General features: G+C 71.2%; 11 protein-coding genes. 7 read left to right on the top strand and 4 right to left on the bottom strand.

Annotated elements, in window-relative coordinates; genetic code table 11:
- Positions 1-72 precede the first annotated feature (72 nt).
- Positions 73-1,050, top strand: a complete 978-nt coding sequence (locus JOD51_RS13020) for a ribose-phosphate diphosphokinase (RefSeq protein ID WP_204609159.1) — start codon at positions 73-75, stop codon at positions 1,048-1,050.
- A gap of 16 nt (positions 1,051-1,066) precedes the next feature.
- The gene (locus tag JOD51_RS13015) at positions 1,067-1,846 is read left to right on the top strand and encodes a putative protein N(5)-glutamine methyltransferase (protein WP_204609157.1); all 780 of its coding nucleotides are present in this window, start codon (positions 1,067-1,069) and stop codon (positions 1,844-1,846) included.
- Positions 1,847-2,061: 215 nt separating this feature from the next.
- Here JOD51_RS13015 and JOD51_RS13010 read toward each other — a convergent pair whose 3' ends face one another.
- Entirely contained in the window at positions 2,062-3,654 is a 1,593-nt protein-coding gene (locus JOD51_RS13010; protein WP_307839488.1) for a molybdopterin-dependent oxidoreductase, read from the bottom strand.
- Positions 3,655-3,770: 116 nt separating this feature from the next.
- On the opposite strand from JOD51_RS13010, the gene JOD51_RS13005 reads away from it, so the two are divergent.
- A complete protein-coding gene (locus JOD51_RS13005; protein ID WP_204609155.1) occupies positions 3,771-4,469 on the top strand; it encodes a hypothetical protein in 699 nt (232 codons plus the stop codon).
- Between the two features lie 154 nt (positions 4,470-4,623).
- On the opposite strand, the gene gnd is transcribed toward JOD51_RS13005, so the two are convergent.
- Positions 4,624-6,102 carry an NADP-dependent phosphogluconate dehydrogenase gene (gene gnd, locus JOD51_RS13000; RefSeq protein WP_204609153.1) on the bottom strand — a complete coding sequence of 493 codons (1,479 nt, stop codon included), beginning with the start codon at positions 6,100-6,102 and terminating at the stop codon, positions 4,624-4,626.
- A 91-nt stretch (positions 6,103-6,193) separates the two neighbouring features.
- Between gnd and JOD51_RS12995 the strand changes: the two genes are divergently transcribed.
- Complete coding sequence (locus tag JOD51_RS12995; RefSeq protein WP_204609151.1) at positions 6,194-6,721, top strand: gluconokinase; 528 nt, start codon at positions 6,194-6,196, stop codon at positions 6,719-6,721.
- 81 nt (positions 6,722-6,802) lie between these two features.
- Here JOD51_RS12995 and uxaC read toward each other — a convergent pair whose 3' ends face one another.
- Together uxaC and JOD51_RS12985 are read right to left on the bottom strand one after the other, a co-directional pair.
- Positions 6,803-8,248 (bottom strand): glucuronate isomerase, encoded by a 1,446-nt coding sequence (gene uxaC / locus JOD51_RS12990; RefSeq protein WP_204609149.1) that lies wholly within the window; start codon positions 8,246-8,248, stop codon positions 6,803-6,805.
- A gap of 11 nt (positions 8,249-8,259) precedes the next feature.
- Positions 8,260-9,303, bottom strand: coding sequence for a LacI family DNA-binding transcriptional regulator (locus JOD51_RS12985; RefSeq protein ID WP_204609147.1), 1,044 nt, complete (start codon positions 9,301-9,303; stop codon positions 8,260-8,262).
- A gap of 170 nt (positions 9,304-9,473) precedes the next feature.
- Between JOD51_RS12985 and JOD51_RS12980 the strand changes: the two genes are divergently transcribed.
- The 3 genes from JOD51_RS12980 to JOD51_RS12970 are packed head-to-tail and all read left to right on the top strand — an operon-like array spanning position 9,474 to position 12,807.
- Entirely contained in the window at positions 9,474-10,814 is a 1,341-nt protein-coding gene (locus tag JOD51_RS12980; RefSeq protein WP_204609145.1) for an ABC transporter substrate-binding protein, read from the top strand.
- Positions 10,814-11,860, top strand: a complete 1,047-nt coding sequence (locus JOD51_RS12975) for a carbohydrate ABC transporter permease (RefSeq protein ID WP_204609143.1) — start codon at positions 10,814-10,816, stop codon at positions 11,858-11,860. The genes JOD51_RS12980 and JOD51_RS12975 overlap by 1 nt, the downstream gene beginning before the upstream one ends.
- Positions 11,857-12,807 carry a carbohydrate ABC transporter permease gene (locus tag JOD51_RS12970; RefSeq protein WP_204609141.1) on the top strand — a complete coding sequence of 317 codons (951 nt, stop codon included), beginning with the start codon at positions 11,857-11,859 and terminating at the stop codon, positions 12,805-12,807. Before JOD51_RS12975 ends, JOD51_RS12970 begins: the two co-directional genes overlap by 4 nt.
- Positions 12,808-12,858: the final 51 nt, after the last annotated feature.

Raw genomic sequence — 12,858 nt, 5'->3', positions numbered from 1 at the left:
ACCGGAGCCCAGGACATCGGCCCCGGCGGGTCAGATCGACCCCTTCACGGGGTCAGGGAGTGAGCACCACACGTGTCCGGAATCAAGACAACCGGCCAGAAGCGACTCGTCCTGGTCGCAGGGCGAGCGCACCCGGAGCTGTCGAAGTCGATCGCGGAAGAGCTCGGTGTCGACCTCGTCCCGACCGACGCCCGGACCTTCGCCAACGGTGAGCTGTACGCCCGCTTCGACGAGTCGGTCCGCGGATGCGACGCCTTCGTCATCCAGTCGCACACCGCCCCGATCAACGAGTGGCTCATGGAGCAGCTCATCATGGTCGACGCACTGAAGCGTGCCTCGGCCAAGCGCATCACCGTCGTCGCCCCCTTCTACCCGTACGCGCGCCAGGACAAGAAGGGCCGTGGGCGCGAGCCGATCTCGGCCCGCCTGGTCGCCGACCTGTTCAAGGCCGCCGGCGCCCACCGCATCATGAGCGTCGACCTGCACGCCCCGCAGATCCAGGGCTTCTTCGACGGCCCGGTCGACCACCTGTTCGCCATGCCGGTGCTCCTCGAGCGCTTCCGCGAGATGCTCGACCCCGCGACCCTGACCGTGGTGTCGCCCGACATGGGCCGCGTGCGCGTCGCCGACATCTGGTCCGAGAAGCTCGGCGCACCGCTGGCGATCATCCACAAGCGCCGAGACCCGCTCGTCCCGAACCAGGTCTCGGTGCACGAGATCGTCGGTGACGTCGCCGGCCGCTGGTGCCTGCTCGTCGACGACCTCATCGACACCGGCCGCACCATCGCCAAGGCAGCCGAAGCGCTCAAGGCCAGCGGCGCCAAGGGCGTCGTCGTCGCAGCCACCCACGCGGTGTTCTCCGACCCGGCGACCGAGCTGCTGCAGAGCGAGTTCATCGACCGTGTCGTCGTCACAGACACGCTGCCGGTCCCGCTCGAGAAGCGCTGGGACAAGCTCGAGGTCCTGCCGATCGCACCGCTCATCGCGCGCGCCATCCACGAGGTGTTCGACGACGGCTCGGTGACGTCGATGTTCGACGGCGCCGCCTGAGTCCTCGGACGCATCCGTGGCACCGACCCCGCGGGACGCCCTCGCCGCCCGACTCCGGGCCGGCGGGAGCGTCTTCGCCGAGGAAGAAGCCGACCTGCTGCTCGCGGCCGGGGACGGCGACCCGACGCGGCTCCGCGGGCTGCTGCAGCGGCGCCTGGCCGGGGAGCCCCTCGAGTACGTCCTCGGCTGGGCGGCCTTCGACGGGCACCGCGTCCGCGTGACACCCGGCGTCTTCGTGCCGCGGGCTCGCACCCGGGTCGTCGTCACCGAGGCCGCCCGGCGTCTGCACCGCTACGACCGGGTCGTCGACCTCTGCTGCGGTGCCGGGGCGATCGGGATGGCGCTGCTCGAACGGATCGGCGCGCTCGACCTCGTCGCCGCCGACATCGACCCGGACGCCACCGAGGTCGCCGCCGAGAACCTCGGCGACCGGGGGATCGTCGTCACGGGTGACCTCTTCGCGCCCCTGCCGACCCGGTTCCGTGGACAGGTCGACGTCCTCACGGTGAACGCCCCGTACGTGCCGACCGACGCCATCGCCTCGATGCCGACCGAGGCTCGCGACCACGAGCACCGGGTCGCCCTCGACGGCGGGGCGGACGGCCTGGACGTGCACCGGCGGATCGCTGCCGGTGCGGCCGAGTGGCTCCGGCCGGGCGGCGCCGTCGTCATCGAGGTGTCGGGCGTCCAGGCGCCGGTGTCGGCGGGACTCTTCCGGGCGGCCGGCTTCACGGCCGAACTCGCCCGCGACGACGAGGTCGACGGCACCTGCGTCGTCGCGACCCTCCCCGCCTGACGGCGCCGGGCCGAGACGCCGTCGAGCGCCCCGAGACACCGCCGAGTCGCTGAGACGCCGCAGAGTCGGTGAGACGCAGCGCAGTCACCGAGACGCAGCGCAGTCGTTGAGACGCCGCAGAATTCAGCGGCGTCGGACCACTTCGGCCCCGCCGGGTGACGACGGGGGCGTCTCGCCGACGGGACGGACGCGCGGGCGGTGACCCACGCCTCCCGTCAGGACGCGGAGATGGTGACCCCGTGCCAGCCGGTAGCGCCGTTCGGGGCCGGCGGACGCTGCACGCTCGTCTGCACCTCGCCGTCGGCGCTGACCGCGCGGACCTGCACCTCGTGCTGCCCGGCGACGGCCGTCCACCGGTAGACCCACTGCCGCCAGGTGTCGGCGGAGACCGAGTCGGCGAGCTCGGCGTCCTGCCACCCGGCGGACCCGACCTTCACCTGCACGGCCTTCACACCGATGTGCGGCTGCCAGGCGACGCCCGCGATCGGGACCCGGTCGCCGACCTTGACCGAGGTGCCGTCGGAGGGGGTGTCGATCCGCGACTCGAGCTTCACCGGACCGCGCTCGGACCACCCGCGCGGCGTCCAGTAGCCCTGCGCCTTCGCGAACCGGGTGACCTCGAGCTCGGTCACCCACTTGGTGGCGGAGACGTACCCGAACAGGCCCGGCACCACCAGTCGAGCCGGGAAACCGTGCTCGGCCGGCAACGGCGAACCGTTCATGCCGACGGCCACGAGCGCCTGCGTGCCCTCGTCCTGCAGCACGTCGAGCGGCGTGCCGGCGGTGAACCCGTCGATGCTCCGCGACAGGACCATGTCGGCACCGGACGTCGGCCGGGCGCGGGCGAGGAGCGACCGGATCGGGTACCCGAGCCAGAGCGCGTTGCCGATCAGGTTGCCGCCGACCTCGTTCGAGACGCAGCTCAGGGTGGCCATGTGCTCTTCGAGCGGCAGGGCCAGCAGTTCGGCCCAGGTGATCTCGACCGTCTCCTCGACCTCGCCGTGGATCTTCAGTGACCAGTCGGCGGGGTCGATCGACGGCACGCGGAGGGCGGTGTCGATCCGGTAGAAGTCGGCGTTCGGGGTGACGTACGGCGTGATCCCCGTGACGTCCAGGCTGGCTCCGCTCGGCACCGGTGCCGCGGTGGTCGCCGGTTCCGGCAGGCGCACGGCCCGACGGATCGCGGCTGCCGCCTGCAGGGACGCCGACCCCAGACGGGAGGCGCCGCCCACCGCCGCCGCGACCGCTGCGGTGGTCACCGCCCACCCGATGAAGGCCCGTCGCTGGACCGCTCCGGCGCGGTCCGCTCCGGTCCGGTCGGCAGCGGCGGTCGGGACGGCGCGTGCGTCCTCCCACCGGCGGAGGCGCTGCAGGAGGAGCCGGAGGGCGATGATCGACGCGGCGACACCGAGGACCGTGGGGGCGCCGTCGAAGGTGCCGCTGCCGGAACGGGTGGTGACGGCGAGCAGCGCGAGCACCCCGCCGGCGGCGAAGACCAGCGCACCGAACGGCGGTCGGCGACGCTCGAGGACGCCCGCGCCGGCCGTGATGACCACGAGCAGGACCGTCATCAGCGCGAACAGGGCCACCTTGTCGCCGGTGCCGAACAGCGACACCATCAGGTCCTTCGCACCTCGGGGTGCCAGGTCGATGACGGCGGAACCGACGGCGACCAGCGGGCTGCCGGCACCGCCGAGCAGCAGCGCACCGAGCTCCGCGACGGCCAGGAACGCCAGCATCGCGATCACCCCGACGAGGGCTGCGGCCCAGCGACGGTTCGGGAGGAGGCGCGGGTCAGGCTCGGTCACCTTCGGATGGTAGGTCAGTGCCGCTGTGAACGGGCGGTCCACCGCGGGGACGGGTTGGCGGATCGTTCATCCCGGGGCGTGCCGGTGGACGCCGTCGTCGTGGCAGGATCGTCACCGTGCCGAGGCGACCGATCCGTGTTCCGGGTCCTGGTCGTGCCCGCGGCGACCGGGAACGCTGGTCGCCGTACCGTCGGCTCCTGGCACTGCGGTGGGCGATCGTCGGACTCTGGGCCGCCCTGGTGACCGCCCGCATCATCGTCGTGAACGCCGACCCCGACGCCGACCTGACCGCGTTCGGCATCGCCGAGGTCGCCGCCGTCGCCATCGGGGTGACGGTCATCGTGGTCGCCGTCGTCCGTGCCCGAGCCATCGCCCGTCGGCGGGCGGACGACGTGCTCGCCGTCGCCGTCCGTCGGGTCGACCCGACCGTGTGGCTCGTGCCGGCCTCGGCGACCCCGGAGCTCCGGGGAACGCTGGAGGCCGTCCGTCCCGAGGTCCCGCTCGCGCAGCACGTGACCTGGGCGTTCGGAGCCACCGAGGCGTCCCTCTGGGAACTCGACGAGCGCCGGGCCACCCGGTTGCTCGTCATCCGGTGGAGCCGCGTCGTGCACGTCGGGGTCGAGGACGTCCTGGTGCCGGGTGCCGGGCGACGGACCGCGCCGGCGATCGTCGTGCACTACGTCCGCCCCGACGACACCACGGCGGTCGCGACGTTCTTCGTCCGGGCCGCTCCCGGTTCGGATCGTCTGCTCGGCCGCGGTGACCGCCTGGACGAGCTCCTGGCCCGCCTGGCCCGCGAGCGCATCGTCGCCTGAGCCAGCCCGGCCGGGCCCAGCCCAGCCCAGCCCAGCCCAGCCCAGCCCAGCCCAGCCCAGCCCAGCCCAGCCGGCCCGCGCACCGGCGATGCCCTGCCCGGACGCACCGGGGGCCTCGTCCACGACGAGGCCCCCGGTGTCGGAACGGTCGGTGTCAGTGCGTCGACGGCTCCTGCTCGACCTCGGGACGCCCGTCGTCGGACCACAGCGTGTGGAACGTGCCGTCCTTGTCCGTGCGCTGGTACGTGTGCGCGCCGAAGAAGTCACGCTGCCCCTGGATCAGGGCGGCAGGCAGGCGCTCGGACGCCAGCGAGTCGAAGTACGACAGCGCCGACGAGAACCCCGGTGCCGGGATCCCCGACGCCGCGGCGATCCCGACGATGCGACGCCAGGCTGCTTCACCCTCGGCGACGGCGTTCGCGAAGTACGGGTCGACGAGCAGGGACGCGAGCTCCGGGTCCTTGTCGTACGCCTCGACGATGCGGTTGAGGAACTGCGCACGGATGATGCAGCCGCCGCGCCAGATCTTCGCCATGTCGCCGAGCGCGATGTCCCAGTCGTACTCCTTCGCCCCGGCGATGATGAGGTCGAAGCCCTGCGCGTACGCGACGACCTTCGAGGCGTAGAGCGCGGCGCGGACGTCGTCGGCGAAGGTGTCCGGCACCTCGGCGATGTCGGGGCGCTTCGTGACGGACTTCCGCACCGCTTCGCGCTGCGTCGGCTTCGACGACACCGCACGGGCGAAGACCGCCTCGCCGATGCCGGAGACCGGGATGCCGAGCCCGACCGCGTTCTGCACGGTCCAGACCCCGGTGCCCTTCGAGCCCGCTTCGTCGCGGATCAGGTCGACGAGCGGCGTGCCGGTGTCGGCGTCCTGCTGCTTGAGGACTTCACCGGTGATCTCGATCAGGTAGGACTCGAGGTCGCCCTTGTTCCACTCGTCGAACACCTGCACGAGCTGGTCGACGCTGTAGCCACCGACGCGGCGGAGCAGGTCGTACGACTCGGCGATGAGCTGCATGTCGGCGTACTCGATGCCGTTGTGGACCATCTTCACGAAGTGACCCGCTCCGTCGGTGCCGACGTGGGTCACGCACGGCTCGCCCTCGGCCACGGCGGCGATCGACTTGAGGATCGGCCCGAGGGTCTCCCAGGCCTCGTCGGAGCCGCCGGGCATGATCGACGGCCCGTGCAGGGCACCCTCTTCGCCACCGGAGATGCCGGTGCCGACGAAGTTCAGGCCCTTGTCCTTGAGGTCGTGTTCGCGGCGGATGGTGTCGTGGAAGTTGGCGTTGCCGCCGTCGACGATGATGTCGCCTTCCTCGAACCGGTCGGCGAGCTGCGAGATCACCGCGTCGGTGCCCTTGCCGGCCTGGACCATGATGATCGCGGTGCGCGGCTTCGACAGGGACGCCACGAACCCGTCGATGTCCTCGGACGCGATGAAGCCCATGTCGCCGTGCTCGTTCATGAGCTCTTCGGTGCGGGCGTAGGTGCGGTTGTAGACCGCGACGGTGTTGCCCTCGCGTGACGCGAGGTTCCGCGCCAGGTTCGAGCCCATCACCGCGAGGCCGATGACCCCGATGTTCGCCTGACCGTTGCTGTCTGCCACGATGTTCTCCCTCGTCGTCATGTCCTGCCCACGCTACGTCTGGCGGGCTGGGACCGCCGGGGTGTTGCGGCAACCTGGGGAGAACGCGTGCCCTCGCCCATACGGTGGAGGGATGAGCGATCGAACGCCCCTGCCTCCCGTCCTCGTCATGGGGGTCTCCGGCTCCGGGAAGTCCACGATCGGCGCTGCCCTCGCGACGGCGCTGCACGACCGTGGGGAACCCGCGGAGTTCGTCGACGCCGACGACCTGCACCCGGCGTCGAACAAGGAGAAGATGCGGCAGGGCACACCCCTGACCGACGAGGACCGCTGGCCGTGGCTCGACGCGTGCGCCGCTCGGATCGCCCAGGTGGAGGACGCCGGGAAGCGCTGCGTGATGGCGAACTCCGCCCTGAAGCGCGTCTACCGGGACCGGCTGCGGTCGAGTGCACCCGAGCTCTTCGTCGCCTACCTCGACGGCTCGCGGGAGCTCATCGCGGACCGGCAGTCGCACCGGCACCACGAGTACATGCCGAACTCGCTGCTCGACTCGCAGTTCACCACGCTCGAGCGTCCCGCGGACGACGAGGCCGGCGCTGCCGTCCCGATCGTGGGCAGTGTCGACGAGACGGTCGCGCGCATCCTCGCCCTCCTGCCCTGACGAGGAGCGCCAGAGCCTGCCCTGACGAGGAGCGCCAGAGCCCGGAGCGCGAGCCCGCACCACGAGCTGCGCGCCACACCCCTACAACTTGAACGTCGCCCGCGGGATGTCCGACACGATCCGCTGCGCCACACGGACGGCGTCCTCCTCGGACACCTGGTGCGTCACGACGAGCGACGCCAGGTACGCAGCGTCCGCCCGCCGCGCCATGTCGTGCCGCGCGGGGATGGAGCAGTACGCCCGGGTGTCGTCGATGAACCCGGACGTCTTCGTGAACGACGTCGAGTCGGTGATCGCCGACCGGTAGCGGCCGATCGCTGCGGGGGTGTCGATGAACCACCACGGTGCCCCGGCGTACACCGCGGGGTAGAACCCGGCGAGCGGCCCGATCTCCCGCGAGAACACGGTCTCGTCGACGGTGAACAGCACCAGGTGGAAGCCGGGAGCGGTGCCGAAGGCCTCGAGCAGCGGCCGCAGCGGCTCGGTGAACGCGCCGACCCCGGGCAGGTCGTGCCCGGTGTCCGGCCCGAAGCGCTCGAGGGTCGGCGCGTGGTGGTTCCGGACGACCCCCGGGTGCAGTTGCATGACCAGGCCGTCGTCGACGCTCATCTCGGCCCACCGGAAGAGCATGTCGTGCCGGTAGGCCACGGCCTCCGCCGCGGTCACCCCGGCCGGCCCCTGCAGCGCAGCGGCGTGGATCCGCGCGCGCTCCGACGGTGACAGCGGGGTCGACCCGGCGTCGAGCACCCCGGTGTCCGTCGCGGTCGCACCGTGCTCGATGAAGTACTGCCGACGTGCGCGGAGTGCCGCGAGCAGCCCGTCGTGGGTTCCCGTGTCGATGCCGGCGGCCTGGCCGACGGACGCGACCACGAGCCTCCAGTCCGGTCGGGACGGGTCGAAGACGGCGTCCGCACGGAAGGTGGGGACCACTCGGCCGCGGAAGGTGGGGTCGGCGGCGAGCCGTGCGTGCGCGGCGAGGTCGGCGTCCGGGGCGTCGGTGGTGGCGAGGACCTCGATGCCGAAGGCGTCGAACAGGGCGCGCGGCCGCATCTGCGGCTGCTGCAGCAGGGCGGCGATGTGGTCGTACTGCGCGTCCGCGTTCGCGGCCGACGGCTGCTCCGTCAGCCCGAAGACGTCGTGCAGCTCCGTCTCGAACCAGTACCGGACGGGGGTGCCGAGGAAGTCGTCCCAGTGCTCCGCCAGGTTCCGCCAGATCTGTCGGCCGGGAGGCACGGTGCCGGTCCCCGACAGGTCGGCGCGACCCAGCGCCTCCAGTCCGACACCGTTCGCGTGCAGGAGCCGCAGGACGTAGTGGTCCGGCGTGATCAGCAGCGCGGCGGGGTCGGCGAACGGCTGGTCGTCCGCGATCAGGGCCGCGTCGACGTGCCCGTGCGGGGAGATGATCGGCGCATGGGCGACAGCCTCGTACAGGGTGCGCGCGACCGCACGCGCTCCCGGGTCGGCGGCGAACAGCCGGTCGGGGTGCGGCGCCAGCGGGGTGGCGGTGGCGGTGTCGGTACGGGGCATCGTCGGCTCCTTCAGGACGGACGGTGGTGGATGGCCGGCACGGGGCCGGTCGACTCGCGGACGGTGAGGTGCGTCGGCAGGGCGACGGCACCGCTCATCTGCTCGCCGGGGAGCTCGTCGGCCGGGACGGCACCGAGCCGGCCGAGGAGCATCCGGATCGCGACGCGGCCGGCCCGTTCGATCGGTGACGTCATCGTGGTGAGCGGTGGGTTGCAGAAGTCAGCGCCGAAGATGTCGTCGCAGCCGACGATGCTGATGTCCTCGGGCACGCGGACACCGCGCTCCCGGAGCCGGCCGAGCATGCCGATCGCGATGAGGTCGTTGAACGCGATGCACGCCGTCGCTCCCGCGTTGACGGCGGCGTCCGCGGCGGCGGCACCCGAGTCGACGAACGGGGCGTGCGGACCGATGCGGGCGACGCGGACGTCCAGGCGCTTCGCGACACGGACCAGGGCGCGCCAGCGACGTTCGTTCGACCACGAGCTGTCCGGTCCGGCGACGTACAGGACGTCACGGTGCCCGAGCGACACGAGGTGCTGCACGGCCTGCTCGACACCGCCCGGGGTGTCGATGAGCACGGACGGCACCCCGGCCGGTCGGCGGTTGACCACCACGAGCGGGGTGCGCTCGGTGAACTTCGCGATCTGGACGTCGGACAGGCGCGACGCGGTGAGCACGACGCCGTCGGCCTTCGTGGACACCGCGCTCAGGGCGGCCATCTCGGCGTCGGCGGACTCCTCGGTGTCGACGAGCAGCTGCGTCCACCCGGCGGCGGCGAGCTGGTGCTGCGTGCCCCGGATGACGTCGAAGTAGAACGGGTTGGTGATGTCGGACACCAGGACCGCGACCGCCCGCGTCCGGCCGGACGTCAGCGCCCGGGCCTGCGAGTTCGCGACGTAGCCGAGGTCGCGGGCGGCCTGCTGGATGCGCTGCTGCGTGACGGGGTTCACGCGGTCGGGGAGTGACAGGGCACGGGACACCGTCGACGGTGCGACACCGGTCGCGGTGGCGACGTCGCGGATCGTGACGCGGCGGGACGAGTCGGTCTCGGTCACGCGAACCTCCCTGTCCTGTGCTGCACGTCCCGAACGCTAGGCCGCTCTGGCAACAAGTGGCAACCGGTTGCCGCCTGTTGCCACCCGCGCGACAGTGGTCGTCAGCCGGCTCGCCCCGGCGACACCCCGAGCAGCGCCGCTCGGGTGGAGGCTTCGAGGAGGAAACCCCCATGAAGACACGGACCTTGATCGGTTCCGTGGTCGTGGTCGCCCTCGCGACGCTGTCCCTGCAGGGATGCGCGATCGTCAACGGCAGTGGCGACGACCCCAACACGCTCCGCGTCATGATGGGCGCGGACACGACCTACCCCGACCAACGCAAGCAGTGGCAGCGGGACACCGCCGCCGAGTTCAAGCGCACCACCGGTGCGGACATCCAGTGGGAGACGTACTCCTCCGGCCAGGAGGAACTGACCGCCATCCAGACGAGCGTCATCTCGGGCCAGGGCCCGGATGTCTACGCGATCGGCACCACCTTCACCCCGACCGCCTACGCCACCGGCGCCTTCGTCCGGATGGGCAAGGAGCAGTGGGACGCCATCGGCGGCAAGGACCAGTTCGACCCCGCGTCGTTCGGCATCTCGGGTCCGAGCGCGTCGAAGCAGATCGGCATCCCGTTCGCCAGCCGCCCGTTCGTGATGGCGGTCAACACGGACCTGCTCGCCCAGGCCGGCATCACCGAGATGCCGACCACGTGGGACCAGCTCACGGCGGACGCGAAGGCCACCACCACCGGTGACCGGCACGGCATGGCGATCGCCTACGCCGACGGGTTCGACCCGTGGAAGTTCATCTGGGGGATGTCCGAGAACGCCGGCAACACGATCGTCGACGGCTCGAAGGCCGAGCTCGACGCGGACGCCGTGCAGCGGGCCTACCGGACGTACTTCGACTGGGTCACGAAGGACGGCGTCGTGGACAAGGCAGCGATCGGGTGGAACAACGCCCAAGCCCTCGCGCAGTTCACCGACGGCAAGGCGGCCTTCTTCCCGATGACGACGACCACCGCCATCAACTCGTTCAAGGACACGAAGGTCGACGGCAAGTACGCGTTCGCCCTGCTGCCGACCGTGCCGCCCGGCGCCACCGAACGCCCGACCGACGGCATCGAGGCCGCCAGCATCCTGTCCGGCGACAACTTCGTCGTCGCCGACTACGGCACCAAGCAGGACCTGTCGTTCCGGTTCATCAAGCAGCTGAGCACGAAGAAGGCGCAGCTCGAGTACTACGACCTGTTCGGCAACCTGCCCACCAACGTGGACGCCGCCGCGCAGCTCGCGGCGGAGAACCCCCAGCTCAAGCCCATCATCGACGCCGGGCGCCTGTCCAAGCCCACCGCCTTCACCGGCGCCTGGTCGGACATCCAGCTCGCGCTCGTCGACGTCGTCGTGCAGTCGATCCCGTCGCTCAAGCGCGGCGAGGTCACCGACGACCAACTCCGCAAGCGCCTGCAGGACGCGCAGCGGGACGCCCAGGCCACGCTCGACCGGCAGAAGAACGGAGGGCTGTGATGACCGACACGCAGCCACGCACCGACACGCAGTCACGCACCGCGTCCGCACCCGGGCGGACGGACGGGCACCGCCCGGTCCGCCCGCACGGCACGACCCCGCTGTACAAGCGGGAACGTCCGCTCTGGATGCTGCTCCCCGGTGGTCTCCTCATGCTCGCGATCATCGTGGTCCCGCTGCTCGTCGGGTTCTTCATCGCGATGCTCGACCTCGACCAGTACACGCTCCGGCAGTGGTTCAGCGCGCCGTTCGTCGGCTTCGCGAACTTCACCGAGGCGTTCACGAACTCGCCGCTGCTGCACTCCATCTGGATCTCGGTGTCGCTCGCCGTGCTCGTCACCGCCGTCACCGTCCCGATCGGGGTCGCCGCCGCGATCTCGACGCAGAACCGGTTCCGCGGTCGGGGACTCGTCCGCTCGGTCTACCTGATCCCCTACGTGCTCCCGGCGTTCGTCGTCGGCACGTTCTTCCGCACGATGCTCCAGCCGCAGGGCGTCGTCAACTCGGTCCTGCACACCGACGTGCTCTGGCTGAACGGTCCGGCGTCCTACTGGGCGCTCGCCGGCGTCATGGTCTGGACGTCGTGGCCGTTCGTGTACCTGCTGAGCCTGGCGGGCCTCCAGGCCGTGGACCTCGAGGTCCACGAGGCCGCGTCGCTCGACGGCGCGACCTGGTGGATCAAGCTCCGCGACGTCGTGTTCCCGTACCTGCGCGGTCCGCTGAGCCTGGCGGTGATCATCGCGATCCTGCACAACATCAACAACTTCACGCTGCCGTTCGTCCTGTTCGGCATCCCGCTGCCGTCGAGTGTCGAGGTCATGCCCGTCCTGACGTACATCGCGAGCTTCCAGTCGTTCCGCTTCGGCCTCTCCGCCGCGATGGCGATCTGCTCGCTCGTGATCGTCGCCATCCCGCTCTTCGTCTACCTGCGGGCCGTCCAGCTCGACACCGGTGACGACGCGGGCCCGAACCGGAAGCAGCGCCGCGCCGACCGCGCCGTGCTGGCCGCCCCGGCCGCCGCCGACGTCGAGGGAGCACGCGCATGAGCGGGTACAGCACCACCAGGACCCGTCCGACCGCCACGCTCACCGAGAGCATCACGGCCCCGGGCGGTGGTCGCCGGCCGAAGCGTCCCTACGACACCGACGTCACCCGACTGCTGCCGCGCTGGCTGCTCGTCACCGTGATCGCCGTCATCGTCGCGTTCATCGCCGTCCCGGTGCTCTACATCGTCTTCGGCTCGGTCAACTCGGACGTCGCGGTCGCCCGCGGCGAGTACTTCCCGTCCGAGTTCACCCTCGCCAACTACACCGACATCTGGTCGACGGTCGCCCTCGGACAGGGACTCGTCAACAGCATCCTGACCGCCGGCGCGGTCGCCGTCTGCAGTGCCGCGCTCGCCGTGTCGACGGCCTACGTGCTCGTCCGCTTCCGGTTCCTCGGGCGCCTGACGTTCCTCCGCGGCCTGCTCGCGTTGCAGTCGATCCCCGGCACGCTCCTGCTGCTGCCGGTGTTCGTCGTCTTCGCCAACATCGCCAGCGCCACGGGTGTGCAGATCATCGGCACCCGGTGGGGCCTGTTCGTCACCTACCTGACGTTCGCCCTGCCGTTCTCCACCTGGGTGATGGTGACCTACCTCCGCGGGCTGCCGAAGGAACTCGAGGAAGCGGCCCGCATCGACGGCGCGTCCTCGACGGGGATCCTCACGAAGATCGTCCTGCCGCTGTCCTGGCCGGGGATCGTCGTGTCCGCGATCTTCGCCTTCCTGCTCGGCTGGAACGACGTCCTGTTCTCCACGATCATGACGACCCCGAACACCCGGACCGTCGCCGTGGTCCTGCAGGTGCTCGGGACGACCCAGGAGGGCGGCGCGGTCCCGATCTACGGCCAGATGATGGCCGCGTCGATCGTCTGCGCGCTGCCGGTCGTCGCCCTGTACCTGATCTTCCAGCGCTACCTCGTCGGCGGGCTGACCGCCGGGAGTGTGAAGTAGCGACTCGTCCACAGATCGGACTGGAGGCCCGGCGCGCGTCCGCCCCGCCGG

This window comes from Curtobacterium herbarum (assembly GCF_016907335.1).
In the GTDB taxonomy this organism is placed as follows: Bacteria; Actinomycetota; Actinomycetes; order Actinomycetales; family Microbacteriaceae; genus Curtobacterium; species Curtobacterium herbarum.
Note: the sequence above shows the minus strand (reverse complement) of the source record. Positions and strands in the feature narration are given on the sequence as shown.